Here is a 25,666-nt window from a genome sequence, read left to right on the forward strand (position 1 = left end):
GTCAGGTGTCTTTCTGGTGGAGTCGGGTGAGGTAGTCGTTGTACGCGTCGAGCTCAGGGTCGCCGTGTGCGTCGGCGCGACGGTCGGCAGCGACCGCTTGGGCGGTGTCGTCGCGGAACCAGCGGTGCATGACGTAGATGAGCATCAGCAAGGTGGGGGCCTCGCCGTAGGACCAGGCCAGCCCGCCGGCGAGGCGCTGGTCTTCGATCGGGTCGATGCCCAGCGCGCTCGTCGGGCCGGCGAACCCGTCGATGAGGGTAGTGGTGGCCATCATCAGGAAGACGCCGAAGAAGGCGTGCAGGGCGGCCTCGGCGAACACGTCCAGGGCGCGGCCGCCGTGGCTCATCCGCACCGGCAGCGGGTCCGACGACAGGATCGGGATGGTGAACAGCATCCCGGCGACCAGGAACCCGACCTCGAGGAGGGTATGGCCGGTGACGGTGGACAGGATCGGATCGGCGAAGTTCGCCAGGTACAGACCGTAAAACGCGGCCAGGTATAGCGGCACCGCCAGCCACGGGCTGAGCAGCCACCGTGCGGTGCGACTGCGTAGCCCGGCATGCGCGGCGCGGAGCACCAGGAGACCTGGGCCGTGGTGCGGGGTAGCGCGCAGCAGCAGGGTGCCGGGAGAGCCGAGGACCAGCAGCGGAGGGATCGCCATCATCAGGGTGAGCTGCTGGAACATGAACACCGAGAACAGGGCGTACCCGAAGTTCTCCACCGCCAGGCCGGTGACCGCGGCGAGGGCGACGCAGCCGAGCAGGAAGCTGACCGTCCGCCACACCGGCCAGCCGCGGCCGCGGACCCACATCCGGATCGCACCGGCCAGGTAGGCGACCGCGAGGAGTCCCGCGAGGAGCGGTAGCACCGGAGCCGGAAGCGGGGCCGGGGTGAGGAACCCGCCGAGGGTCGGCGGGGCGTCCGGGATCCACACGGTCGTCACGGTGTGTCCTTCGCAGGCTGGTCTACGCCGAGGGCGTGCGCGTGGCGGGTCGCGAACTCGTCGACGGCGCGCGCCAAAGCGGGGTCTTCGCCGCGGGCCAGTCCCGCGTACTCGACGTGCACACCATCCGGGGTGGTGCGGGCTTTCACCCAGAGCCGGCGGCGGGGCACGAACAGGCCGGCGAACAGGCCGAGGGTGGCGAGCACGGAGAACGCGAGCACCCAGCCGCTGCTGGGGTCGCGTTGGATCTGCAGCGACGCGAACCGCTTCACCGGCTCCTCCGCCGTGACCTCCTCCCAGGTGATCGTGCCCCACCCGTTCGGCAGATCAACAGTGGCGCCGGGGGTGAGCTCAAGGGAGTCGGCGGCGGTGTCGCCACCAGTGTGCTGGGTAAGCCCGTCGACCTCGAGCGTGTACACCGACCTCGGGGTGCCGTCGTCGATGCCGAGATCCCCGCTGAACACGTTGAGGGTGATCACCGGGTTGACCACGTCCGGGTAGACGGAGGTGAACGCGCCGGAGGGCAACACCCCCTGGGTGGGGTAGAAGAACCCGACCAGTCCGACCTGCTCAGGCAGCCCGTCCGGGACCTTGATGATTCCCAGCGAGGTCATGTTGGAGTCCTGCGGCAGGAACGGCTGCGATTCGCTGTACACGACCTCGCCTGCGGCGTCGCGGATCGTGAGGGTGGGGGCGTAGCCGTTTCCGAGCAGGTAGATCCGGTCGCCTTCGACGGTGATCGGATAGTTCACGATCACGCTCTGCGCCCGGTCGTCCTGCCCGGGCTGGCGAATGGTGACGTCGGCGGAGAAGTCGCCCGCCTGGCCTGCGCCAGGGGTGCCGGGCAGCCGGTAAGAGACCTGGAAGTCATCGAGGGTGAGCGAGTAGGGGGCAAGCCCGGTGCCGTCGACGAACCGGCCGGGGTCGAACGAGGAATAGTCGCTGAGCGCGTTCACAAACGTGGTGCCCTCCACCACCACCCGCTGCCCGGTATACGCGAACGACCCGCCGATCGCGACCGAGACCAGCACGCCGACGAGGGCGACGTGGAAGATCAGGTTGCCGGTCTCGCGCAGGTAGCCGCGCTCGGCCGACACCGACGCGGCTCCGCGGGCGTCGTATCGCTCCACCCGGTATCCGGCCTTGCGCAGCTGCTCTGCCGCGACGTCGATCGCGTGCGCGGCCGGGTCGGTCCTCCCTTCCTCTCTCGGCAAGGTCAGTTCCCGGTACTCCGAGAGCCGCGACAGCCGGACCGGGGTGCGCGGGGGGCGGGAGCGGAGCGCCTTGTAGTGGTGCTTGGCGCGCGGGATCACGCAGCCGATCAGGGAGGTGAACAGCAGCAGATAGATCGCGGAGAACCACGGCGACAGGTACACGTCGAACAGGCCGACCGCATCGGCGAGGGGGAACACGTCGGGGTTGTCCCGCTCCCACTGGATGACACCGTTGGGGTCGGCGCTGCGCTGCGGGAACAGGGACCCGGGGACGGCGGCGATCGCGAGGAACAGCAGCAGGACCAATGCGGTGCGCATGCTGGTCAGCTGCCGCCATGCCCACCGCAACCACCCGGTGATGCCCAGCGCCGGCTGGGTGATCTCCGTCGCGGATTCGCTGTCGGCGTGGTCGCCGGGGCGTAGCGGGTCGGCGGTGACGTCGGTGCCGGTGTCAGAGCGGGAGGGGGACATTGATCACCACCTGTTGCAGCTGCGACATCAGCGCCGTCCACAGCCCGGTCACCATCAGCAGGCCGAGGGCGATGAGCATGGCCCCGCCGATGATGTTCAGGGCGCGGATGTGGCGGCGCAGGAACGTCACCGATCGGGACGCCCACCCCCATCCGGCCGCGAGGATCAGGAACGGGATGCCCAGGCCCAGCGAGTACGCGAGCCCGAGCAGGCCCGCGCGGGCGGGGTCACCGAGGTTCCACGACATAGAGATGATCGCTGCGAGCGTCGGGCCGATACAGGGGGTCCAGCCGACGCCGAGCGCGAACCCGAGAAGCGGCGCCCCGATCAGCCCGGTCCTACCCTGGGCGCGAGGGCGGAGGGTGCGCTGGGCAATGCCGAAGAAGCCGAGGAACACCAGGCCCAGGGCGATGATGACGACCCCGAAGACGCGAGTGAGCACATTGGCGTATTGCAGCAGCAGGTACCCGAAGGTGCCGCCGAGGATCGTGACGGCGACGAACACCACGGTGAACCCGGCGATGAACAATGTCACGCCCAGCAGCAGCCGCGCGCGCTCCGCCGTCACCGTGCGCCCCCCGTCCAGCGTGGGGGCCGCGGTCGTCGTGGTGGTGCTGCCGAGGTAGCCGAGGTAGCCAGGCACCAGCGGCAGCACGCACGGGGACACGAACGACACCAGCCCGGCGAGGATCGCGACCGGGATCGCGACCCACAGGGCGCCGTCGACGATCACCGCTCCCGGATTCATGAGGTGTCCTCGGCGAGGGTGTCGGCGACCAGGGTGGACAGGATCGACGCGCTGGCCAACTGCCCGATGATCCGCGCCGCGACCCGCCCCTCCTGGTCGATGACCAAGGTGGTGGGGGTGGCCTGGATCGGAGTGACCTGCGCGAACGCGAGCTTGACCCGCCCGTCGTTCACGTCGATCACGCTCGGGTAGGTGACGTTGTTGTCTCTCGCGAACGACAATGCGGTGGCTGGCTGGTCGTAGGTGTTCACCCCGAGGAACGCCACACCCTGGTCCTGATACTCCTGCCAGACCTCCTCGAGCATCGGGGCTTCGACGATGCACGGCCCGCACGCGGCGTACCAGAAGTTCACCACCAGCACCCCGCCCCGGTAGTCGTCACTGGACACCGTCTCCCCGGTCTCGGTGACGCCCTCGAACACCACCGGCTCCCCGCGGTCGGCATCCGGGATCTCGACGATCTGGAAGTCACCGGCGATGTAGCCCTTCTCGTTCCCGTCCCGGTACTGCTGCGCGAGCGAGTCGCTGGACGTGCACCCGGCCAGCAGCAGCGCCGCGACCAGCGTCACGGCGGCAAGGACGCGGCGGCGGATCATGCGCGCTTGACCTTGATCAGGGCGCCGGCGACCAGAAACACGACTGCCGCGACCGGCTGCGCCGCAGTCCACACCGGGCCGGTGAACGGGAACGGGAACACCGGGTTCCAAATCACCGCGATCACGACGAACACAGGCAACCACCACCACTGCCGCGCCTGGATCGCGAACCACCCCACGATGACCGCGAAGATCGCGGCGACGAACAGCACAACGGTGAACCAGTCCCCGCCCATCAGTACCGGCGCGAGGAACAACACCGCCGCCGCGAGCAGCCCCGGCGCGAACGCGTTGCGCTGGTATACGGACGAGGTCCGCTGCTTCGCCATCATGACCCGCTCACCACGGAGCCCGGCCCAGGCGACGCACCGGTCGTCGCACCGTCCGCTGCGCTCGCGCTGGCGCGGCGGTGTCGGGTCCACAGGCTCAGGCCGAGGACGATGACGCCGGCACCGAGGGCGACGTCGGCGAGGTTGCCGATGAACAGGTTCCCGTAGGCGAGGAAGTCGGTGACGTGCCCGACCCCGAACCCAGGGGGGGAGAACAGCCGGTCGATCAGGTTCCCGATCGCGCCCCCGAGGATCAGGCCGATCCCCATCGCCCACCATCCGGTCCGCGCCCGCGCGGCGGCGACGACCAGCAGCACCACGGCACCGACCCCGAGGAGAGTGAGCAGCCCGGTGACCCCGGCTCCGAGGGAGAGGATCGCGCCGGGGTTGAACGCGAGCTGCAGCCCAAGCAGATCCCCCAGCAGCGGGATCCGCTCCTCCTGACTCAACCCTCCCAGTGCGGCCGCCTTCGTCGCCTGGTCGACCAGGACCACCACAGCGGCGGCCAGGCACGCGACCGCGAACCGCCGGGTCTGCTCACGAACCATCAGCGGCTCCTCCTGCGTTCGCGAGGGCCGCTGATAACCCGGTCATCAGACCGGCTATCAGGAAGAGGTTTTTGGTGTCAGAAGTCGAAGAGGTCACCGAGGAACCCTTCCTTCCGCCGACGCCCGGAGCGACCGTGATGATCCCTGTCGCGGTCAGAACGGTGGTCGCCCTCGCGCGGATAGGGGGCGGTGCTGGTTTGCCGGCCGCCGCCGGCAAGGTCGGCGGCGCGGTCGATGATCTTGTCGAGCTCGCCACGGTCCAGCCAGACGCCCCGGCACTGCGGGCAGTAGTCGATCTCGACCCCGGAGCGTTCCGTGATCAGCAGGGCGGTCCCGTCGACCGGACATTTCATGAGGGGTTCTCCTTCTGTTGCTGGTCGTCGGCGGTTCCACCATCCGCGGCGGCCGCGGCCGCGGCTGCTCGGTCGCGGCGACGACGCTCTCTGGCCACCATGAGCACGACCACCAGCGCGCCGCCCAGCACGATTACGCCACTCAGGACCGCAAGGACGGGGAGGAGTTCCCCACCTCCGGATGGCCCGTTGTGAACCTCTCCGGACGTATTGGCGGCAGATGTGGGAGACGGGTCGGGTGTCTGCTCCTCGGTCGCTTCGGGGGTAGGGGCGCTGGTGGGGACGGTGACCGCTTCGACGGTGTACTGGTACTCGTTGCTGATCGGGTGCCCGTCGCTGGACACGACCCGCCACCGCACCGTGTACACGCCCGCCTGACCAGGCGTCACCGCCTGGGTGACCGTGGTCCCGTCGATGACCGGATCCCCCGATGCGATGTTCTGCCCGTCCGGGGCGACCACCTCAATGATCACGGCGCTGAAATCGGTGAGGATCTCGCCGCTGAACGTCAGCGAAATCTCCTCCGGGACCACGCTGACCGTGGATCCGGCTTCCGGGGAGGAGGAGACGATCTCATCGTGCGCGGCTGCGGGCGCCGCGGTGGCGAACAGGAGCCCGGCGGCCAGCAGCAGCGTCGTCAGAGTGGACAGGAGGAGGATGCGTCTCCGTGAGCCGGATCGGTGCGGGTGTTCGTGGTCGGTGACGGTGGTCAAGGCGGTGGTCCTTTCAGGGCCGGTTGATGATGTGCTGGGCGATCGTCGTCGCGTCTTTCCAGACCCCGGCGAGGGTGTCGGAGCCGCGGCCGCCGTACTGCGGCATCCCCGCCACGAACAGCCCGGGCAGGCCGGTCAGGGTGCGCCGCGGCCGGTCGACGCGGGCCGGTTCCGGGAGCCAGTCGTCGCCAGGGGTGTAGCCGGTGGCGAGGATCACCGAGCGGGGGGATGCCTGCGTGCCATCGGCGAAGGTCACCCCGGCGCCGGCCGCGTCCTGCACCGCAGCTGCGATCGTGACCCCGACGCGGCGCAGCTGCTCATAGCTGTCGCCGAAGATCGGCTCGGGGCGACGCTCCCGCGAGAACAGCGGCACCCTCTCCCCCGCCGCGGCGGGATAGCTCATCGCGGGGCGATGCTGCCGCCGGGTTCGCACGGACAGCGTCACGGTGTGCGACGCGGACAGTTCGCGGGCCAGCTGCACACCGCTGTTCCCGCCGCCCACGATGAGCACGTCGCCGACGGGGATCTGCTTCGGGTACAGGTACTCGCTGCTGTGCAGCACCACCCCGGGCATCGTCAGCAGAGACGCCCACTCCGGAATCCGCGGGTGCGCGGCCGCGCCCGTCGCGCAGATCACGTTGCGGGTCTGCACCTCCCCTGCCGTCGTCGACAGCAGCAGAGTCGAGCCGTTCCCGCGATGCTCCACCCCGGTCGCCTGGATGCCCCAGACCGTCTCCAGGCCCAGCCCGGCTTCCACGAAGGTGAGGTAGTCCGCCATCTCGTCCACTCGCGGATGCCGGCGCTGGTCACCCAGCAGCCGCCGCGGAGACAGCGCGCTATGCCGGGCGTCGCTGAGAAGCTCCATCGAATGCCACCGTGAGGACCAGGAACGCTGCCCCGTGCTGGCGGCGTCGATCACCACAAACTCGTGCTGCGGCCGCAGCCCTTCCGCGGCCAGAGCCGCGGCAACCGCGAGCCCAGACTGCCCGGCGCCGACGATGATCGCCCGCCGATGCGTCAAACCCGCCCGCATCACCGGCCACCGTTCACCGCAGCCTGGATGGCGTTCTCGAGGTCGTCCCACTCCTGCAGCTCGAGCAGCTCACCGTCGAGGAAGAACGTCGGCGTGCTGCTCACCCCGAGCGCCTGGCCCTCCTCGAAATCCAGCTCCACCCGCTCCGCCGTAGCCGGGTCCGCCACGGCGGCGTCATAGGCGGCCATGTCCAGACCGATCTCCTCCGCGAAGCCACGGAACAGGTCGGCGCGAGACTCCTGCGCCTCACCCCACTCCGCCTGCGTCTCGAACAACCGGACATACATGTCCTCGAACCGGTCCTGCTGCGCGGCCGCTTCCGCCGCGACCGCCGCGTTCTTCGAATTGAAGTGACCGGGCAGCGGGAAGTAGCGGACCACATACGTGATCTCCCCAGCGAACTGCTCCCGCATATCCTCCACGATCGGGAAGAACGCGCCACACGCCTCGCACTCGAAGTCGAGGAACTCCACCAGGGTGACAGCGCCCTCCCCGCCGTCGTCGAGGACATGCGAGCTCTCCCGCACCACCTGCGGGGATGCGTCACCGCCCCCAGATGAAGGTGGAGCGGACTGGCTCTGATTGACAAGGACATAGATCAACGCGGCGATCACCATCACCACCACAACGGCAATGGTGACGAGCGTCGCCTTCACAGGGGTTTTCATCGGGTACTCCAAACCAAGACACGGCACAGGACAGAACCCGGGCACGCAGCCCGGGACGAAGCGCCACCCGGAAAGGGTGGCGTGCCAAATGTCAGGTTCGGGAAAGACCCAACTGCGTCAACGAAAAGACAATCGGGTGAGCACGGGCAGCCGGCGCCGGAAGCAGCGAAGGCATCCGTGGCCCGTCACCGAGAACCGGAGGCATCCGCCGACGCCACAACCCCCGCAGCACCACCATGAACGTCAGCCCGCACAACACGCCCAACATGCACAGCGCAGCGCCCACCAACGCGTTCGGCCCAGAAACGACGCCACCGGCGACCGCCTCATGCTCGACTGGGGCGTCTGCCACGGGCTCGACGTGGGGGTCCATGAACCCAGAAATCACCAGCGGAACAGGAGTCGAACCGTCCGCCTCTGTGTGACCCGTCGCTGCCAGACCCAACATCAGCAGCAGCGCCAAACCGACGCTGGTAATGAGCCTCATTATCAACAATTGCTCATTCAGCGTCGTGGAGCGCGGAGTCCGGGCCGAAGAGACCATCGCCCACAGCCTACCGTGCGCACCTAAACCCATTCGGAGCCCGGTTCACCCGAGCACGGGAGCGCCGGCAGCGCCGGCCGGGTCCGGCGCGGCTAGCCGGTCAACCAGGACGATGACGACGGCAACGGTGGCGAAGGTGGCTTTGATGGGGGTCTTCACAAGGGCCGGTTCCAAGTCGGGCGGTGTTCTGCCACCGCGGGGCGAGGGGTCGGTGGTCAGGCGTGGGCGGGTTCGGGCTGGCGAGCGGGCACCGTGGCGAGTTGCCGTAGCGCAGCGGGGCGACGGGCGGCGCGGACGCCATTGAGGATGACGACGACCTCGGCGATCTCATGCACCAGCACGACGCCGGCGAGCCCGAGGATGCCGAACAGGGCGAGCGGGAACAGCGCGACGATGATCGCCAGAGCCAGACCGATGTTGGCGGTCATGATGCGTCGGCCGCGGCGGGCGTGGGCGAGGGCGCCGGGGATGAGGCGGAGGTCGTGGCCGATGAAGGCGACGTCGGCGGACTCGATCGCCGCCGCGGAGCCTTTCACACCCATCGCGATCCCGACCGTCGCCGTCGCCAGTGCCGGGGCGTCGTTGATGCCGTCGCCGACCATCGCGGTCGGTTGCTGCGTGACGAGCGCCTCAATCGCGGCGGCCTTGTCGGCGGGCAGCTGCTCGGCGCGAACGTCGGTTACGCCCGCCTCGGCGGCGATGGCGTGGGCGGTGCGGGTGTTGTCGCCGGTGAGCATGATGGTCTCAATGCCCTGCGACTGCAGCATCCGGACCGTCTCGGCCGACTCCGGGCGCAGCTCGTCCCGCACGCCGATCAGGCCGGCGATCTGCCCGTCCGCCTCGACCACGACGACGGTCATGCCCTGCGCGGCAATCGCCTCCGCGTTCAACTGCTGGCCGGCGGGATGGAGCCAGCGGACATTGCCGACCCGGATCGCCCGGCCGTCGACGGTCCCGGTGATGCCATGCCCGGCCTCCTCGACCACCTCCGTTGCGGGGCTGGCGACGGGTGCGGCCGCGATGATGGCCGCGGCGAGGGGGTGGGTGCTGGTGGCCTCCACGGCGGCGGCCCAGGCGAGCAGGTCGTCGCGGGTGATACCGGGTGCGGGCTGGACGTCGACGACGGTGGGCTCGTTGCGGGTGAGGGTGCCGGTCTTGTCGAGGGCGACGGCGCGGATCGTGCCGAGCTGCTCGAACGCTTCACCTGACTTGATGACGACGCCGAACTTTGACGCCGCTCCGATCGCGCTGATCACCGTCACGGGCACCGCGATGGCCAGCGCGCACGGGGATGCCGCAACCAGGACGACGAGGGCGCGTTCGATCCAGGTCCACGGGTCGCCGACCAGCAGCCCGAACAGGGCGACCACGGCAGCGGCGATCAGGACGACGGGAACGAGCGGCTTCGCGATCCGGTCGGCGAGGCGTGCCCGGTTGCCCTTGCGGGCGTGGGCCTGCTCCACGAGGGCGACGATCTGGGTGAGGGAGTTGTCGCGGCCGTCCGCAGTTGCCTCGATCCGCAACGTCGCCGCCCCGTTGACCGAACCGGCGGCGACCGGATCGCCGGGGCCGACCTCGACCGGGATCGACTCGCCCGTGATCGCCGACGTGTCCAGGCTCGACCTACCCTCCACGACCACGCCGTCTGTGGCGATGCGATCGCCGGCACCGATGACGAGGATGTCCAGCTCACGCACGTCCGCGGCGGGGATCGTGACGTCGCTGGTTAGGCGGGAGACGCGGACAGTGTCGGGGATGAGGGACAGAAGGGCGCGCAAGCCTTCCTTGGCGCGGTCCATCGCCCGGTCTTCAAGCGCCTCGGCCAGGGAGAACAGGAACGCCAGGGTCGCGGCCTCGCCAACGTGGCCGAGCAGGACCGCGCCGATCGCGGCGATGGTCATCAGCAGCCCGACCCCGAGGCGACCGCGGATGAGGCGGCGGATCGCGCCGGGGACGAAGGTGTAGGCGCCGGCGAGCAGCGCCGCCCACTGCAGCACCAGCGCCGGGATGTGCAGACCAGTCCACTCGAACGTGTATCCGGCGAGGAGGAACAGCCCGGACAGCGCGGAGGGAAGCAACGCGAAGTCGCGCCACCAGGGCGGGCGGACCTCCGGCTCCTCGTCCGCCTCGGTGGGGGTGGTGGCGAGGTCGGGGCCGCAGCAGGCATCGCCCGCATCGTGCACCGCGCTTGGCGCCGCGGTCTTGGAGGAGGGTTCCGCGGCGCAGCAGGCGTCACCGGTCGAGAGCGGCCGGGACAGTTCGATGCGCCGGACCGTACCGGGCTTGCGCGGCTCGTTGGGGCCGCAACACTCTTCGCTCACTGCACGCTCTCCTTCGTTGCGGGGGCGGGCGTCTGCTCTAGGAACGTGAGCGCGGCCAGTGCGTCATCGGTGCCGGTAACGGAAAGGCGCAGGTCGGGGTGGGTCGTGTCGATCGCCCAAGTCGCGAACGCGCAGCAGGACTGCTCGGTGCGGACCAGCTCCGTCAGCCGGGCGGTCGCGTCGTCGATCTTTGGGTAGTGGACGGTGATCTGGGCGGCCGTCCTGTCGATGTCGAGGAGGTAGTCGTCGTTGAATTCCTGCCACGCGGCTAGGTCGTGTCTCCCAATAGTCGGACCCAGGTGAGGATGGCGCAGAGGGTGACGCCGGCGCGGTACGTGATGGCGAGTTTGTCGAAGCGGGTCGCGATGCCGCGCCACTGCTTCGCGAGTGCGAAGAATCGCTCGATCACGTTGCGACCGCGGTAGGCGGTGGCGTCGAACCCGGGCGGGCGACCGCCGCGACTCCCGCGCCGTTTTCGTGCGATGATCTGGTCGCGCTTGTCGGGAATGACGGCCTTGACCTTGCGGCGGCGCAGCTCGCTGCGGATGACTCCGGTCGCGTAGGCACGGTCGGCGATCACGGCGTCGGGTCGGGTTCGTGGGCGACCCGGGCCAAGCCGGGGAACCTGGATCTCGCCGAGCACGTGGATGAGCATCGCTCCGTCGTTGCGCTGCCCGCCGGTCACGATCATCGCGAGCGGGCGGCCGTGCCCATCGACGGCCTGGTGGATCTTCGTGGTCAGACCGCCGCGGGAGCGGCCGATACCGTGACCGGGCGGTTCAATCTCGTGCCAGGGCAGATTCTTGTGATTCGATCCTGCCCCCTGTGTCCTGCTCGGGGCGGGTGGTGTTCGTCGCATGCTGATGCGCACGCGCGATCGTCGCATCGATCGACACCGCCCAGTCGATCTTCCCGGCCGCGTCGGCCTCGGCGAGCATCTGCGCCAGCACCCGATCCCACGTCCCGTCACCGGCGTAACGGCGATGCCGCTTCCACACCGTCTGCCACGGGCCGAACTGCTCGCGGGGCAAGTCACGCCACGGGATCCCGGTGCGGAACCGGTACGCGATGCCCTCCACAACCCGCCGGTCGTCACCGAACGGGTGACCACGCCGCCCGGCATTGGACGGCAACAGCGGAGCGATCCGCTTCCACTGCGCATCCGTGAACACCCGATATCGAGAACCCGTCGACCTCACCCCACCAGACTGCCGCGAACCTCACGATGCATATGGGAGACACGCCCTAGCTGTGCAGCACCAGCGCCGGGCGTCAGCGTGCAGGCCACCGGCAGCAGGTCACGGTCGATGAGGCTCATGCGCAGCACTCGCACTGATCGTCCATGCACGGGGCGCCCTCGTCGACGGCGACGACCGCCTCGAGCAGCTGTCGCAACCCCTGGGTCAGATGCGGGTCGGCGATCTCATACCGGGTGCGCCGACCTTCCGGTGTGGCGACGATCAACCCGCAGCCCCGCAGGCACGTCAGATGATTCGAGACGTTCGTGCGGGTCAGCTCGAGATCTCGTGCCAGCTCAGCCGGGTAGCCGGGAGCGTCCAGCAGTGTGAGGAGGATCCGGGAACGGGTCGGGTCGGCCATCGCCCGACCCAGCCGGTTCATCACATCGAGGCGAGAAGTAAGAGTCAGCACAGGCTGACTATACATTCTCCGCTGTACTAATGCGAGGGCGGATGAGTCGCGGTACCCCGGCGACCATGACCACCATTGCGACGAGCTCCACCAAGGTCTGAGTCACTACAACCAACGGCGTCAGAGCGAAAGATGCCGGCAGCGCGAGAGCGAGCGGGAGCACGACCAGCGAGTTGCGGGTGACCCCGCTGAACGTGGCCGCCCGGCGGCTGGGAACATCCAAGCGTGCCGCGCTCCCGAGGAGCGCACCGAGTGGTGCCACGATTAGGACGAACACGACGAACACGGGAACCGCGATTAGCAGCTGGCCGAGAGCGCTGCTCACGCCGAAGACCTGCGAGCCGATCACCACGGCGAGAGTCAGCATCATCAGCGGCACCATTGCCGCCAGCACCACGCCCTCGATCGCGCGGCCGGCACGGAACCGTTTCGCCAGCAGCTGCGTGGCGGCGGCGAGAACGAGCGGCAGCACGATCAACAACAGAAATGCCTCCACGAACGGATGCGGGTCGAACGCACCCACCACCTCGGCGCCGGCCATCAGCCACAGGTACACCGGCAGCAACACGATCTGCAGAAGCATCAGCAGGGGCGTGGCAGCAAGCAGCCGCGCACGTGCACCGCCAGCCAGGCCAGTGAACACAATCACGTAATCCACACACGGCGTCAGCAGCACGAACAACACCCCAACGAGCACCGCCTGATCAGCCGCCACGGCGCGACTCAACCCGAACACGACCACCGGCACGACGACGAAGTTCAGGACGAGCACGACGCCCAGGAACCGCCAATCCGTGAAGGCCCGGCCGATCGCCGTGAACGGCACCCCCAGGAACGTCGCGTACAGCAACAACCCGAGCACGGGATTGATCGCCGACTCGAGCGGATCCGCCACCGCCGGCACGAGTAGACCGACCACCGCACCCACGGCGATCGCTGCGAGGTAGAGCACTACCTGATGCCGCTCCCACCACTCCACAGCTGTGCACACGAGCACAAGCCTGTCGAATGTAGCCGGTTCGCCCCTAATCGAGTGAGCGAGTAACCCTTCACCCCCAGCCAATGGCAGGACTGCTAGGTGCATGCCAACTACCCGCGGAATCTGTCATTTCGGATAGGAACCGACACGGCACTTACACGCATCGTTCTCACCAATCTTTCGGATCCGCCACTTGTCCGCCACTTCATCTAAGAATCCGCCATCTTCGCCGAGAACCTACACCGATGAGGGTTCCCAATGTCGGTGGCCCCTGCTACTCTTATCACTGTCAGATTCACACCTAGTTGGCCCTCTCAAAGGAGACACCATGACCACCTCAGACCTCACCGCACGCGCCGCCTGGAGCGTGCTCACCGAACCCGGCGACGCCGCCGCCGGAGCACTGACCACCACACTCGGCCACACCCGCGCGCTCGAGGCACTCACCAACGGCACGATCGGATCCGCGCTCGCCGCGGCCGACGTCGACCCCGCCACCGCGCGCGAGTCGCTCAAGCGCTGGCAGGCGCGCCTGCACGCGGGAGCCCTCGACGCCAACCTCGCCGCGGTCGACCGCGCAGGTGTCACCCTGCTGGACCCGACCGAGGTGCCCGGCCTGACCGACCTCGGCATCCACGCCCCGCACGTCCTCTACGTCCGCGGCAACGCCCAGGCGCTCACCAACCCCGGCCCGAAACTGACCACCACCGGAGCGCGCGCCGCAACCCCCTACGGCGAGGACATCGCCGCCAGGTTCGTCACCGCCCTCCAGCCCCACGGCATCACCGTCCTCGCCGGAGGCGCATACGGCGTCGACGCAGCCGCCCACCGCGCCGCGCTCGCCGCAGGTCTGCCGACGGTGGCATTCGTGGCCGGTGGCGTCGATCGGGTGTACCCGGCCGGGCACGCTCACCTGTTCTCGCGGATCGCGGAGGACGGCGCGGTCGTCAGCGAGGTCGCCCCTGGTGGCACCCCCACGAAGTGGCGGTTCCTGCAGCGCAACCGTCTCCTCGCCGCGGCCGCAGACGCGGTGGTCATCGTCGAGGCCGGCAGCCGGTCCGGGTCGCTGAACACCGCCGGTCACGCCAAGGCGCTCGGCCGCCCGCTCGGCGCGGTCCCCGGACCGGTCACGAGCGCGTCCTCCGAGGGATGCCACCGGCTCCTGCGGGAGTTCGGCGCCACCCCGATCACCTGCCCCTCGCACATCGCCGACCTGCTCGGCGTCGGCGTACCGGCCTGACCCCCAGGGAGGGCACCCCCGCGGTGCCCTCCCTCCCGATACCGTCCCCCTTGAGGAGATCCCGATGACCACCAAGCGAAGCCAGTACCCCACCGACGTACCGGCATGGGACTGGGCCGACGTCAGCGCATGGGAAGACGCCGGACGACCCGACATCGCCGCCGACGGCACCTGGCGCACCCCCGAATGCATCGGCTGCGGCCGCGCGATCGCGGAGGACGACGACGCGATCGCCACCCGCCGCGGCGCGATGCGCACCGACTGCGCCGAGGAGCTACCCCGCCAGACCGCTACCGCCACCCGCGTCCAGGAAGACGCCGGAGAGGAACAGAAGGAGATCAGCCGATGATCACCGACTTCCCCACCGACGCGCTCGCCGCGGTCGACAAAGACGACCGGAGACCCGCCTACACGCAGATCGCCGACCAGCTGCGTCGCCTCATCCTCGAGCGCCACGTCACGCCCGGGACGCAACTGCCCGTCGAACCTGTGCTCGTCGACCGATTCGGCGTCTCACGCATGACCGTGCGCGAAGGCATCCGGGTCCTGCGGCTCGAGGGCCTGCTCCGCACCGACCACGGCATCGGCGTGTTCGTCGCCACCTACCCCGGCGCCGTCCCCCTTGCCGGCACCATCCGCATCCGCACCCGACGCCCCGACAACCCGCGCCACCGGTACATCGACGCCGAGGTGACCGACAGCGACTGGCAGCCACCCGTCGCCGCCAACCTCCTCAGCTCCCACCTCGAGGCAGCCCTCGACAGCATCGGCCCCAACCAGACCGTCACGATCGACATCCGCGTCGACCACAAACCCCCGGAGACCCCATGACCGCCACCGCCGCCGCGGCGGCCGCCATCGACGGCGACGTCCGACTCCAATCCTGCTCGCCACCAACGTCACCGGCGAACAGATGAACGCACAGCTCCCCGAGATCCGCGACAGCCTCGCCCGACGCGCCACCGCGGCCGCGCTCGCCGCAGCACACCCCACCATCACCACAACCGACGACCTCGACGCACTCCCCGCAGGAACAGTCGTCCGATCCGACACCGGCACCATCGCCTGCCGATTCGACACCGACCACGGCGTCGTCCTCGGCGACGATCGCCCCTTCTCCCCCTGGACGGCCCTGCAGCTGCCAGCCACCATCCTGTGGGACCCCCGCAGCTCCTCCTGACAACCCCACCCCGACGCGATCGCGCTCGCCGCATCAGGCAGGCACACGCCGTCACCTGGCGGTAGGGTTCGAAGAAGGCACCCGGCTGTCGAGCACTCCTTTCGAGTGGTCATGCCCCGTTGTGGATCTGACAGTTTTCAACAGGCTCCAGCCGGGTGCCTCTCTCATACCCCCAAGCGCGTTGATCCACCATCGAGATCCCGATACGCTGAAACTGTCAGATTCACAACTACGGAAGGAGACACCATGCCTGTCCACCGCGACACGATCGACCTGTTGGTCACCGCCGCGTACCGAAGCCTCCCCCAGCGCGCTCCCGCCCACCAGCTCGAGCACGCCGACCGACTCGGCCAGCTCCTCGCCGACGCGACCGCCACCCCGATCAACTACACCTGGCAGCCCGTCGCAGAGCTGCTCACCACGAGCTGGAACGACACCCTGGTCGCTCAGCTCGAGCGATCCCGCCTCCACCTCATCGAGAACCTCACGCACGACAACCCCGAAGCACAAGCGTTCTGCAGCACCCTCGGCGCCGCGATCCGCACCCGCCTCGGCCGACGCGACACCGAGACTGGGATCCTCACCGCACACGACCTCGCGCACACCCAGCACATCTGGCACCGCCCCGAGCTGACCCTCGTCGCGCTCGCCGCGGAGGGACTGTCGTGAGCCCGGCGCTAGTGGGGTACGACTACTTCGCCGAGCGGATGGACATGCTGCCGGCGAGCGTGCGCCACGGTCGCTACACGAAGCGGTTCAAGGAGTGCAATTTCCCGGATCCGGTGACGCCTCCTGGGCAGCGGCCGGTTCAGTTCGCTCAGGATGCTGCCGATGAGTTCATCGCTGCTTGGCTCAAGCGGCGAGGGAAGCATCAGGGGGCGCCGCGGCGCCCGGTCGACGCGTCTGCTCCGCTGGTCGACGAGAACGGCCTGGTGGGGTACGACTACTTCGCCGAGCGGCTGAACATCCTGCCTTCGAGCGTGCGCACGGGCGTGTACGAAGGGCGCTTCACCGGGTTCCCTGATCCGGATCCGCGCACGCCACCTGGCCACCGCGACGGCGTGCGGTTCCCCAAGGCCGCGGCCGACGAGTTCATCGAGAGGTGGCTCGCGAGGCGGCGGCTCTACCGTGGCGGCGCGCCCCGACGCCAGAAGCGCGAGCCCGCCCCGGTGTGGGAGGGGCAGGAGGATCTGGTCGGATACGACTACTTCGCCGCACGGCTCCTGGTGAGCGAGCACGCGGTGCACCTGCTCGCGTCGCGTGATGAGAGTTTCCCGGCACCGGTGACGCCGTCCGGGGACAGGTTCCCGCGCTGGCGCCAGGCGAACGCGGAGGCATACTGCGAGCGCCGGCTGCAGGGTGGCTCGAGCAGCCGCGGCCGCGTGCGGGCTGCGACGCTCGGCGATGCGGAGCGCGAGGCTGCGCAGAAGGCGATCGCGTTGCTCGGCCGGGAGATCAACCTGGCGTCACCGCGGCAGCTGCGCGAGGCGTTGTTCGGCGACATGCAGTTGCCGGCGACGACGGCGACCTCGCGGGGCCCATCGGTCAGCACGAGCGAGCTGGTGAAGCTGCATGAGCGCCATCCCAACGAGTTCCTGCGCCTGGTGCTGCGGTTCCGTGGCGTCGACGTCGACGCCACGGAAGAAATGCCGGCGGCGCCGAAGTAACGAAGTCGTGGGTCCCTCTTTGTCGCCAGACCCGCATCCCCTCCACCCCTTGTAGGTGAAGGGGCCTCGCCGTCGGCGAGGCGGATGCAGAGGACGACAGATGAACCGACAGCAGGCCAAGCGCACAACCGAGGAAAGCACCGAGAGGAGGTGAATCAGATGGGCACCAAGTACACCGTCGGCGGCCGGCAGATCGACGTCGACGACGCGGAGGCCGTTCGGGCGCTCAGCGAGGAGGACTTCGCCGAGCTGCTTGGCCTGACCCTGCGCAGCGACAGCCCCCGCGTCGACGACCCGGCCGCGACGCCGGCGAGCCACCCGAAGGAGACGGGCTTCGCGTTCTTCCGCGGCCCTCAGCCAAAGGCGGGTGAGTGATCGGTGTGCCGGTCGCTCGAGCAGGGCGGGCGGCGCTGTCCCCGCTGCTCCCCCGAGGGCCGCAGACTCTCCCGCGCGCAGGCGCGCGCCGCGGCCGCGGCCGACGGGATCCGCACGTTCATCGGCGTCACGCCGTATCGTCCGGAGTCGGCCGAGCTGATGCGGTTGAGCTCGCGGCCCAGCTACTACGACACCGATGAATGGGCCGAGTTCGACGAGACGATCCACGCAGCTGCTGAACGGCACAACCTCGAGCTCGTCCACGAGGCGCCCGCCGACGGGCTCTGGCAGGGCGACACGGAACCGGCGGGCGCCTACGAGGTTCGCGCCGAGAACTTCGACGACGTCAAGGCGTGGGCAGCCGAGATCGCCGGCAGGTACGACCAGGACAGCGTCATGGTCGGCTACTACGACGAGAGCGCGGACGGCCGCGTGTACAGCGTCGCCGTAGGAGACGCCCCCACGTCGGCCGTTCTAAGGACCCTGCGACAGGCTGGTCTCGACGGCGGGCGTGTGACCGATGGCCGTCTCGAGATCGCCTCCCCCGGCGCGCCGCTGCCGGCCGAGGCGCAGCGAGTGCTCGCTGCTCGGTACGGCGGCGTCGACGTCGATCGGGCGCACATCGAGTTCGTCGAGAAGGACGACAGTCACCTCGCACACACCCCCATCAAGGCGATCCAGATGCTGCGACAGAACTACTGCGACCAGCACGGCATCCCACCCAGGCAGCGGATCCCGCATCTCACCTCGGCCGACGACATCGCCGCGGCGCGCGTCTATGAGCAGGGCGAGCACCAGCCCGACCACCCGAAGATCCAGCGCTCCTACCGAGTCTTCCGTCAGCACGTCGCCCAGCAGTGGGACATGCTCACGGCAGCCGGATACCGGTTCGAGCCATGGCACGGCGAGACCGAGCAGCCGTACCCGAACAGCGCTGAGATGCTCAGCGACCTGCGCGATCACAAGCGGCTCTACTACTTCCGCACCGAGGTGTCTCAGGACAGCGAAGGCGCACTACCCCCGGATCACCCGATGGCCAAGCCGGTCACGGTCACCATGCCGGATGGGTCCCGACGCCGGATGGTCGCCAACGATGTCTTCCGCGCGGTCCACGACGCGATCGCTCACTCCGAGGGCCACCAGTTCGGCCCGTATGGGGAGAAGCGCGCCTGGTGGACGCACCGTTCAAGCTTGCCGAGTGAAGCTCGACTCGCACTGTGGAACGAGACCCGAGCGCAGAACGCTTGGACGAACGCCGGCCCGCACATGCAGACCCGTAGCGCCGACGGCAGCGTGCGGGTCAAGCGCCGCGGCGACGTCGACTACATCCCGCAGGTCGAGCGTCCCTACGCCCAGCAGAAGTGCGTGCTGCCCCCGAACGCGGAAGCGTTCATCTGATGCCGAACTGGTGGTGTCCCTCCGGGATGCTGTCGACGTTTGGTTGCCACGGCCGTGAGGACGCGGCAGGCGCTGTCTCCGAAGTCGAGGGACTCGGTGCTCGTGCGCGTCCGGGTAGAAGTAATCCGCCCAGGCGTCACCGACCACGGGTCAGCGGATCGACGAAGCGCCGGCCGCGCGGCCGGCGCGGGCATCGGCCCGGCGGAAGTACTCATCGACGGTGATATCCCCGCGCGTCTGCGCGGCAAGGTCCGCGACGTCCTCGCGGTTAGGGGTCCAGCCCTCGTGCCAGTTCGCCGCGAACGCCTGACGGATCGCATTGCGCTGCACCTCGTCGAGCCCGTCGAACAGCTCAGGCCAGCGCGCCACGACGTCGAGGCCGGCGGCGGTCGGCGTCTCGGTGGTCGGCAGTGCCTCAGTGGCGCGCTTGGCGGCGTCGTGCAGGTTCTCGATTCATGGTTCCTCCGCAGTCAGTCAACCTCGCGACCCGAAAGCGATCAAGGCACCCGTTCCGGGCGTCGATCGCCAGATCGGCGCCCGCGGCGGTCGCGGTCCAGCGACAGACGCGCGTGACCGACTGCACGTCGGCGTCCCCGAATCACCAGGCCGATCGCGGGTCGTCGATGCGCTGACAGGCACCCTGCCAGACCCAGCAGCGCAGCTTCTCCCCGTCGACGTCGACCTCCACGCCCACGGCATCGTCGGTCCATCGCCGCACGCGCACAGTCGCGCGCACGTCGACGTCCCCGAACCGCAGCCAGGCGAGGCCCCACAGCTGCATGCTGTCGGGCACGATCGACACGACCCGTTGGCCCAGCTGCTCGGGAGTGAGCGTGTGCAGTCGGCCGCGGGCGCGCGCCTCGCGCAGTTCGCGCTGCTCAGCGAGGCGGCCAGCGTTGTGGGGGTGTCGGCGGTTCTGGCCCACGAGCACACTCCTCGATATCGCGCGCCGGCCGACGGACTGACGAGAAGACTTTAGTACATGTGTTCGAAGGGATCCGGGTGCGCCGTCCTTACGTGCGTCACTTGGGGACGAGCACGTCGAGCAGACCGAGGTCGTCGGCGAAGATGAGCAGCTTGCCGCTGCTCTCGGACAGTCGCAGCGGTCCCCAGATGATGAACGCGGCGCCGGCGAGGTCGTCTGCGGTCGAAGCTGACGGCGTCGTAGACCTCACCGTTCTCGGCGTTGCGCGCCAGCTCCACCGCCCGCTCCCCTCCCCCGCGCACCCCGCTGGGTGCCGAGCTTCCTCCCGCTCTGAGCTTGCCACGCCCCTCGCGTCGGGGTCGTGGGCGGGGTCTCCGGCGGCCAACAGTGGCCGCGTCCGTTTGAGTGGTGGTCTTTCGCTTCGTTGCGATGATCAGCTGTCGTTAGTTTAGGCGGCGGTGATCTCGGGGAGTATCACCGCCTCGTCGATGGTGGGGGTGGTCGCGGTGAGCTCGGTCATGGAGGCTTCGGAGAAGTAGCGGCGGTCGGCGGCTTCCCATTCGTCGTGTTGCTCGACGAGGACGGAGCCGGCCAGGCGGAGCAGGGCGGCGTTGTTCGGGAACACGCCAACGACGTCGGTGCGGCGCTTGATCTCCCGATTGAGGCGTTCCAGCGGGTTCGTGGACCAGATCTGTCGCCAATGCCGGGCGGGGAACGCTTTGAACGCGAGGATGTCGTCACGGGCGTCGGTGAGCATCACGGCGGTCTTGGGGTGGACGCGCTCGATCATGCGCACGACTTCGTCGAACTGGGCATCGATGTGCTCGGCGTCGGGTTGGGCGAAGATCGTGCGGATCACGCTGGCGACCATCTCCTGCCGGCCCTTCGGGAGGGCGGTCAGGACGTTGCGCATGAAGTGGACGCGGCAGCGCTGCCAGGCGGCGCCCTGCAACACGGTCGCTGCGGCCTTCTTCAGTCCGGCGTGGGCGTCGGAGATCACCAGCTTCACCCCGCCCAGACCTCGTGTCTTCAACGAGCGCAGGAACTGCTTCCAGAACTCCTCGGTCTCGCTGTCTCCGACATCGAAGCCCAGCACGACCCGCCGCCCGTCAGCGGCGACGCCGATCGCGACGACGACCGCCTGGGACACGACACGGTGGTCGATGCGGACCTTGCAGTAGGTCGCGTCGAGGAACACGTAGGGGTAGGCGATGTCAGACAGCGAGCGGTCGCGGAACGATGCGACCTCGGCGTCGAGCCCTTGGCAGATGCGGGACACCTCGGACTTCGAGATGCCAGTGTCAGCGCCGAGCGCTTTGACGAGGTCATCGACCTTCCGGGTTGAGACGCCGTGGAGGTAGGCCTCCATCACGACCGCGAACAAGGCTTGGTCGACCCGGCGGCGCCGCTCCAGCAGCGACGGGAAGAACGACCCCTGCCGCAACTTCGGGATCCGCAACTCCAGATCCCCAGCCGTGGTCGACAGCACCCGCGGCCGGGAACCGTTGCGGGTAGTCGTGCGCTCGCTCGTGCGCTCGTAGGGGGCGGCGCCGATGAATGCGGCTGTCTCCGCGTCGATCAGCTCCTGGTAGAGCCGCTCGGTCGCGGCTCGGATGCGGTCGGTGGTGCCGGTGAGCTTCAGTTCCCCGAGCAGCTCGAGGAGGGCAGACTGGTCAAGAGCCATCGTGCGGTGTCGTCTTTCTGTGTGAGTTCTTGGTCGTTCTCACTGACCATCGCACGATGGCTCACCCCGTCGCGGTCACGACGCCGCGGGCCCGAAAGACCACCACCCCGCGGGACTCCAGGCCAACAGTCCTGGGCTGGTGGCCAACTATGTGCGGTTGGCGGCTCGAAAAATGCATGAAAGTTGCGTGAGAACACGCGCCGCCCCCTTGACCACCCTGCTAGGCTGAGCCGCAGCTTCAACTGCGCGTTATCGCGCGGGCGGGAGCGGAGGCTTGGCCTATCAAGGTTGTCTCGTTCGATACACGCTTCCCCGCCATCTCTGGTCACTCCGGCCGATCGCTTCTGCTGGCAATCTGCATGCAGATTTCACCGGATGAGCCTCACACTCTGGAAGTGCCGGAGTTCCGAGCTCTGCGACTCTGTGACTCACGAAGCCCGGCACTCTGTCAGTCCCGGACTTCCTGTGCCCCTAGCCAGGTGGCCACGCGTTCCGACGCTCTCGGCAGTCGAGGCCAGGCGCCGGCGGTCACCGCTTGCTCGGGGACTCGGATGACGGGGCTCCCCTCACGCTGCGCCTCGCCGGCGTGCTGACCTGCCCCACGCGCGGATGGAGCACCCCGTCTCCGGGGTGCTCCATCCGTGTATCGGTTCGTGTATCAGCGGGTGCCGCGCGGCGGGATGACGCTGTTGCGCAGCTCTTCCTCGGTTACGCCGGCGAGGTCGTCGAAGCGCGTGATGAGCAGGTCGACGGCGACGCGGATGAGGGTGTTGTCGGTGATGCGCTCCCCTGCGGCGGTGCCCTTGGCTCGCTGTAGCCGCTTGGCCTGGACGGACAGCGCTTCGAGCTGGTCCTCCCGCAGACGGGCTTCCTTGCGCGCGAGCTGGAGGTAGAGCGGCTTGCTCGGCTCGGCGCGTGTCGCCTTCGGCTTGTCGGCCGCGACCGGCTGCGGCGCCGACGGCTGCGCCGGGGCCGGCTCTGCGGCGGTGAGGGTGTCGCTGCTGGGCGCCTCGTCGTCCTGCCGGTTCCGGGCCAGCATCCGCTTCGGGTCGGGCCGGCGCTTGGTTGCGAGGTTCGCGATTCCTCGAGTGGTCGTCTCGCTCATGCGTTTGCTCCTTCCAGCACCGCGTTCTCCGCCTCGAGGAGGCGATCGTTGATCTCCTGGGCGATCGTCTGCAGGTCGTCGGCGACGGACCCTGCGGTCGCGCTCGTGAGCTGCTTGTTCTTGAGCTCGCCGCTGCGGATCTTCCACCAGGCGATGCCGGCCTTGGCCTCTTCCTTCGCGCGCTCGTCGAGCTCGTGCACCAGGAGACCTCCGCGGCCGGCCTGACTGGCGACGGCCTCGCTGTGGCGGATGGCCTGTCGGAAGACGATGTCCCGGCCGATGCCATCCTCTTCCCCGACTCCGAAGAGCCGGTCCAGGTCGTCCCGGGCGGCGCGCTCGGCGTTCTTCATCACCACGGTGCCGTCCTTGCGGGCGGAGGCGGTGCCGACGGCGAACAGGACGACGCCGAGGAGGTCGATCGTCTTGTTGACGTCGAGGACCTGGTCGATCCGCTCGGCGACCTTCACCACACCGGCGATGTCCTTGGCTCCGGTCCGGCTGGGGACGAGGACCCAGCGGGCGGCCGCGAGGGCTGCGAGCTGGAGGACGCCGTCGCCGGGCGGGCAGTCGAGGAAGATGAAGTCGTAGTCGTCGACGACGGGAGCGAGGATCCTGGCGAGCGCCAGCTTGGCGTTGAGCGGGTCGCTTCCCATCTTGGAGCTGAGCGCCGCGGTGACGTTGTGCAGGGCGCTCCCGCCGGCCCACACGTCGAGGTTCTCTCGGACGTTGGTGAGCGCGTCGACCTCGCCGCCGAACATCAGCGCCTTGGCGAGGGACTCCCCCTCATCGTTGCGCTCGTCGTCGACGTAGCCGAGGTCGACTTCGAGGTTCCCCTGCGGGTCGAGGTCGACCAGGAGAACGCGCGCGCCGGAGAGGGCGAGGTAGCCGCCGACGTTCGCGACGATGGTGGTCTTCCCGACGCCTCCCTTGAGGCTCTCGACGGCGATCACCCGGCTGAACGCTTCCCGGTCGATCGTGGGCACCGTGACTGCCATGTCCATCCCCTTTCGGATAGAAGTCCGCAAGTCTGTAAGTCTGCAAGTTCCAGACTCCGGTAGCACAGGAACTCCGGGAGTCTGTAAGTCCGAGAGTAACAGACTTGCGAAGTTTGTAAGTCTGTTACTCACGAACTTTGCAAGTTCGTTACTTCCAGAGTCTGTTACTTCCAGAGTCTGTTACTTCCAGAGTTACAGACGCCTGCCGGAACTTCGGAAGTTGCAGACTTCCAGAGTTGTCGGAGTTGTTGCCCATCCCCCCTGCTTGGGTCCCTCACTCGGCGACCACCAGCCGCCCGGAAGCCCCCGTAGAAGCGCTGGAACGGCCCTGTACGCGCCGTTCTGGGTCGGTCAGGCCTAGGGGAGGGGTGCGCACGTCTGGAGCGCGTGTACGGCGTTCTGGGCGTCGTCCGGCAGAGGCGTGCTGGTGGGGCCGGTGAGCTGGACGTGCTGGCCTGTGACGGACGCGGAGATCTGATCGTCCGGCGTCGACCAGGTGAGGACGGATCCCTCTGTGTGCAACTCCCAGCCGCCTGCGCCGCGCAGGGCGCGGTGCAGGTCCGTGAGATGACCGACCAGTAGCTGAGCCTGCTCGCTGGCGGTGTGCAGGAGGATCCCGGGCCCGAGGGCGGCGGTGATGATCTGTTCATGATCCCGCGCGGTGAGTCTGGTCGTGGGGGCGGGGGAGCGGCGGATCGGGGCGAGCGCGGCCGCGGCGGCGGCACGGGACTCCTCGAGCATCCGCTCCCGTTTCCGTGCGAGCTCGGCCGCCTGGCGCTGCGCTTCTCGCCTGGCGAGCTGGCGCTGCGCCTCCTCGGCCCTGCGCGATTCGAGAAGAGTGGCAGCCCCACGGACCCGTGCCAGCTGCGCAAGCGTCCACGCGAAATGCGCGATGCGGTCGCGCTTGGCGTCTCCTGCGAGGGGTGTGATGTTCAGCTCACGCAGCGCCGCATCCAGCTCGACCCTGAGCGTGTCAAGGGTGTAGCGCGCAGGGGTGATCTCGTGTAGCTCCAGGATCCGGCACAGCTGGCCGATGTGGCGGCCGCCCGCGAGGGATCCGCTGCTTCTCCAACTGGCCAGGGTCCGCGGATCCCGTGTCGTTCGGGACAGTTCCGGGGTCAGGAGGCCGAAATGCTTGGCGATCTGCCACGCGAAACGCTGCAGCTCGAGGGCGCGAGGGGCCCTGTCGGGCCGGGAATCTCTTCTCTTCGTCGATCGAGGCCGCGCAGCGGCCGTCGAGCGCGCCTGCGCGCGCTTTGGTGAGTTCTTCGGAACAGGAGATTCCTCAAGAACTGAACCCCTGCGGGGTAGGTGGAAATCATCCACAGGCAGCGAAGCCGGCGCCGGCATGATCAGCGCCCGTACCGACGCTGCAGAGGTCTGGTAGCTGCCGTGCGCCTCGCGCGCCGCCGCACGCTCGGCAGGGGACAGCTCACGCCCCCGCACGACCGTCACAGCAAGGCCGAGCTTCTCGAGCAGGCGCCGCGCGGTGCCGACATGCCGCTTGGACATGCCCAGATCCTTCGCAACCGTCTCGTGGGAGGTGGAGACCCCGCGCCCAGTGCGCCGGTCCGCATGCGCAGCATCGTGCCGCGCGACGCGCAGCACCGTGTCGACGGCGATCTTCGCCGCAGCGCGCAGCCTCTCGCCGGCCTCTGAGCGCAGCACCCGCTCGCAGATCCCGAGCCAGGCGCTCATCGACGACCACGCCGGCAGCTGCGCGTACGCGCCATCCTCGACCGGCAGCGACCAGGACCGGCAACGCGCGGAACCGCCCCGCACCACACGACCGTCAGCACCTGCAGGCGCCGACGCAACGGCGTCAGGGCGCGACTGAACGGCCGACGCCTGAACGGGCAGAACGGTGGGGAGACCCGATAGGTAGGAGTGAACGAGATCGGGCGAATCTGCTTGCAATCTGCTTGCAAATTTCGCGCGCTGATCTCGTGCACATGCATGTGTTTGCGCTACGATGAGGACGCACCTC

At 68.8% G+C, this 25,666-nt stretch carries 30 protein-coding genes; 8 read left to right on the forward strand and 22 right to left on the reverse strand.

Annotated features, from left to right (window positions below; all coding sequences use genetic code 11):
- Nucleotide 1 precedes the first annotated feature (1 nt).
- The 15 genes from E3O41_RS13380 to E3O41_RS13450 form a co-directional block, all read right to left on the reverse strand.
- Nucleotides 2–943 (reverse strand): cytochrome c oxidase assembly protein, encoded by a 942-nt coding sequence (locus tag E3O41_RS13380; protein WP_045246896.1) that lies wholly within the window; start codon nt 941–943, stop codon nt 2–4.
- On the reverse strand, nt 940–2,628 hold the full coding sequence (gene resB / locus E3O41_RS13385) for a cytochrome c biogenesis protein ResB (protein WP_135012740.1): 1,689 nt from the start codon (nt 2,626–2,628) through the stop codon (nt 940–942). The genes E3O41_RS13380 and resB overlap by 4 nt, the downstream gene beginning before the upstream one ends.
- A complete protein-coding gene (locus E3O41_RS13390; RefSeq protein ID WP_045246898.1) occupies nt 2,609–3,376 on the reverse strand; it encodes a cytochrome c biogenesis CcdA family protein in 768 nt (255 codons plus the stop codon). The genes resB and E3O41_RS13390 overlap by 20 nt, the downstream gene beginning before the upstream one ends.
- Complete coding sequence (locus E3O41_RS13395) at nt 3,373–3,972, reverse strand: TlpA family protein disulfide reductase (protein ID WP_135012743.1); 600 nt, start codon at nt 3,970–3,972, stop codon at nt 3,373–3,375. The genes E3O41_RS13390 and E3O41_RS13395 overlap by 4 nt, the downstream gene beginning before the upstream one ends.
- Nucleotides 3,969–4,304, reverse strand: a complete 336-nt coding sequence (locus E3O41_RS13400; RefSeq protein WP_045246900.1) for a DUF6804 family protein — start codon at nt 4,302–4,304, stop codon at nt 3,969–3,971. The genes E3O41_RS13395 and E3O41_RS13400 overlap by 4 nt, the downstream gene beginning before the upstream one ends.
- Complete coding sequence (locus tag E3O41_RS13405; RefSeq protein WP_135012746.1) at nt 4,301–4,849, reverse strand: signal peptidase II; 549 nt, start codon at nt 4,847–4,849, stop codon at nt 4,301–4,303. The genes E3O41_RS13400 and E3O41_RS13405 overlap by 4 nt, the downstream gene beginning before the upstream one ends.
- 77 nt (nt 4,850–4,926) lie before the next feature.
- Nucleotides 4,927–5,202, reverse strand: a complete 276-nt coding sequence (locus E3O41_RS13410; RefSeq protein WP_045246902.1) for a TFIIB-type zinc ribbon-containing protein — start codon at nt 5,200–5,202, stop codon at nt 4,927–4,929.
- The gene (locus E3O41_RS13415) at nt 5,199–5,915 is read right to left on the reverse strand and encodes a copper resistance CopC family protein (RefSeq protein ID WP_048809232.1); all 717 of its coding nucleotides are present in this window, start codon (nt 5,913–5,915) and stop codon (nt 5,199–5,201) included. The genes E3O41_RS13410 and E3O41_RS13415 overlap by 4 nt, the downstream gene beginning before the upstream one ends.
- 13 nt (nt 5,916–5,928) lie before the next feature.
- Complete coding sequence (locus tag E3O41_RS13420) at nt 5,929–6,948, reverse strand: NAD(P)-binding domain-containing protein (RefSeq protein WP_135012866.1); 1,020 nt, start codon at nt 6,946–6,948, stop codon at nt 5,929–5,931.
- Nucleotides 6,948–7,616, reverse strand: a complete 669-nt coding sequence (locus E3O41_RS13425; RefSeq protein ID WP_045246904.1) for a DsbA family protein — start codon at nt 7,614–7,616, stop codon at nt 6,948–6,950. Before E3O41_RS13425 ends, E3O41_RS13420 begins: the two co-directional genes overlap by 1 nt.
- A 91-nt stretch (nt 7,617–7,707) precedes the next feature.
- Nucleotides 7,708–8,160, reverse strand: a complete 453-nt coding sequence (locus E3O41_RS13430; RefSeq protein ID WP_045246905.1) for a hypothetical protein — start codon at nt 8,158–8,160, stop codon at nt 7,708–7,710.
- Nucleotides 8,161–8,375: 215 nt separating this feature from the next.
- Nucleotides 8,376–10,343, reverse strand: coding sequence for a heavy metal translocating P-type ATPase (locus E3O41_RS13435; RefSeq protein WP_045246906.1), 1,968 nt, complete (start codon nt 10,341–10,343; stop codon nt 8,376–8,378).
- A 406-nt stretch (nt 10,344–10,749) separates the two neighbouring features.
- Nucleotides 10,750–11,680 (reverse strand): IS5 family transposase gene (locus tag E3O41_RS13440; protein ID WP_135012748.1). Its coding sequence is split into 2 segments (ribosomal slippage): nt 10,750–11,304 and nt 11,306–11,680, totalling 930 coding nucleotides; the frame shifts between segments, so codons are not numbered across the junction.
- A gap of 115 nt (nt 11,681–11,795) precedes the next feature.
- The gene (gene cmtR, locus E3O41_RS13445) at nt 11,796–12,131 is read right to left on the reverse strand and encodes a Cd(II)/Pb(II)-sensing metalloregulatory transcriptional regulator CmtR (RefSeq protein ID WP_067165134.1); all 336 of its coding nucleotides are present in this window, start codon (nt 12,129–12,131) and stop codon (nt 11,796–11,798) included.
- Nucleotides 12,132–12,138: 7 nt separating this feature from the next.
- Nucleotides 12,139–13,122 (reverse strand): bile acid:sodium symporter, encoded by a 984-nt coding sequence (locus E3O41_RS13450; RefSeq protein ID WP_204947467.1) that lies wholly within the window; start codon nt 13,120–13,122, stop codon nt 12,139–12,141.
- A 316-nt stretch (nt 13,123–13,438) separates the two neighbouring features.
- On the opposite strand from E3O41_RS13450, the gene E3O41_RS13455 reads away from it, so the two are divergent.
- The 8 genes from E3O41_RS13455 to E3O41_RS13490 all read left to right on the forward strand — a co-directional run bounded on the left by E3O41_RS13455 (nt 13,439) and on the right by E3O41_RS13490 (nt 18,970).
- The gene (locus E3O41_RS13455; protein WP_244927286.1) at nt 13,439–14,350 is read left to right on the forward strand and encodes a DNA-processing protein DprA; all 912 of its coding nucleotides are present in this window, start codon (nt 13,439–13,441) and stop codon (nt 14,348–14,350) included.
- 64 nt (nt 14,351–14,414) lie between these two features.
- The gene (locus E3O41_RS13460) at nt 14,415–14,699 is read left to right on the forward strand and encodes a hypothetical protein (RefSeq protein ID WP_135012753.1); all 285 of its coding nucleotides are present in this window, start codon (nt 14,415–14,417) and stop codon (nt 14,697–14,699) included.
- The gene (locus E3O41_RS13465; protein WP_135012755.1) at nt 14,696–15,181 is read left to right on the forward strand and encodes a GntR family transcriptional regulator; all 486 of its coding nucleotides are present in this window, start codon (nt 14,696–14,698) and stop codon (nt 15,179–15,181) included. Before E3O41_RS13460 ends, E3O41_RS13465 begins: the two co-directional genes overlap by 4 nt.
- A gap of 82 nt (nt 15,182–15,263) precedes the next feature.
- Entirely contained in the window at nt 15,264–15,530 is a 267-nt protein-coding gene (locus E3O41_RS13470) for a hypothetical protein (RefSeq protein WP_135012756.1), read from the forward strand.
- A 246-nt stretch (nt 15,531–15,776) separates the two neighbouring features.
- Nucleotides 15,777–16,199, forward strand: a complete 423-nt coding sequence (locus E3O41_RS13475) for a hypothetical protein (RefSeq protein ID WP_135012758.1) — start codon at nt 15,777–15,779, stop codon at nt 16,197–16,199.
- An 11-nt stretch (nt 16,200–16,210) separates the two neighbouring features.
- Nucleotides 16,211–17,197, forward strand: a complete 987-nt coding sequence (locus E3O41_RS13480; RefSeq protein ID WP_135012759.1) for a DNA polymerase — start codon at nt 16,211–16,213, stop codon at nt 17,195–17,197.
- A 159-nt stretch (nt 17,198–17,356) separates the two neighbouring features.
- Complete coding sequence (locus tag E3O41_RS13485) at nt 17,357–17,572, forward strand: hypothetical protein (RefSeq protein ID WP_135012761.1); 216 nt, start codon at nt 17,357–17,359, stop codon at nt 17,570–17,572.
- 3 nt (nt 17,573–17,575) lie between these two features.
- Complete coding sequence (locus E3O41_RS13490) at nt 17,576–18,970, forward strand: hypothetical protein (RefSeq protein ID WP_135012763.1); 1,395 nt, start codon at nt 17,576–17,578, stop codon at nt 18,968–18,970.
- A 150-nt stretch (nt 18,971–19,120) separates the two neighbouring features.
- Here E3O41_RS13490 and E3O41_RS13495 read toward each other — a convergent pair whose 3' ends face one another.
- The 7 genes from E3O41_RS13495 to E3O41_RS13520 all read right to left on the reverse strand — a co-directional run bounded on the left by E3O41_RS13495 (nt 19,121) and on the right by E3O41_RS13520 (nt 25,377).
- On the reverse strand, nt 19,121–19,339 hold the full coding sequence (locus E3O41_RS13495) for an antitoxin VbhA family protein (protein WP_244927287.1): 219 nt from the start codon (nt 19,337–19,339) through the stop codon (nt 19,121–19,123).
- 229 nt (nt 19,340–19,568) lie between these two features.
- Entirely contained in the window at nt 19,569–19,895 is a 327-nt protein-coding gene (locus tag E3O41_RS13500; protein ID WP_135012767.1) for a hypothetical protein, read from the reverse strand.
- A gap of 97 nt (nt 19,896–19,992) precedes the next feature.
- Entirely contained in the window at nt 19,993–20,145 is a 153-nt protein-coding gene (locus tag E3O41_RS14190; protein ID WP_162303977.1) for a hypothetical protein, read from the reverse strand.
- A 198-nt stretch (nt 20,146–20,343) separates the two neighbouring features.
- A complete protein-coding gene (locus tag E3O41_RS13505) occupies nt 20,344–21,579 on the reverse strand; it encodes an IS256 family transposase (protein WP_046746337.1) in 1,236 nt (411 codons plus the stop codon).
- A 658-nt stretch (nt 21,580–22,237) separates the two neighbouring features.
- Nucleotides 22,238–22,684, reverse strand: coding sequence for a hypothetical protein (locus E3O41_RS14465; RefSeq protein ID WP_244927288.1), 447 nt, complete (start codon nt 22,682–22,684; stop codon nt 22,238–22,240).
- Nucleotides 22,681–23,679: a ParA family protein gene (locus E3O41_RS13515; RefSeq protein ID WP_135012770.1), complete on the reverse strand. Its 999-nt coding sequence runs from the start codon at nt 23,677–23,679 to the stop codon at nt 22,681–22,683. The genes E3O41_RS14465 and E3O41_RS13515 overlap by 4 nt, the downstream gene beginning before the upstream one ends.
- 357 nt (nt 23,680–24,036) lie before the next feature.
- Nucleotides 24,037–25,377 carry a hypothetical protein gene (locus E3O41_RS13520; RefSeq protein WP_135012772.1) on the reverse strand — a complete coding sequence of 447 codons (1,341 nt, stop codon included), beginning with the start codon at nt 25,375–25,377 and terminating at the stop codon, nt 24,037–24,039.
- Between the last annotated feature and the right edge of the window lie 289 nt (nt 25,378–25,666).

Source organism: Microbacterium sediminis, from assembly GCF_004564075.1.
In the GTDB taxonomy this organism is placed as follows: Bacteria; Actinomycetota; Actinomycetes; order Actinomycetales; family Microbacteriaceae; genus Microbacterium; species Microbacterium sediminis.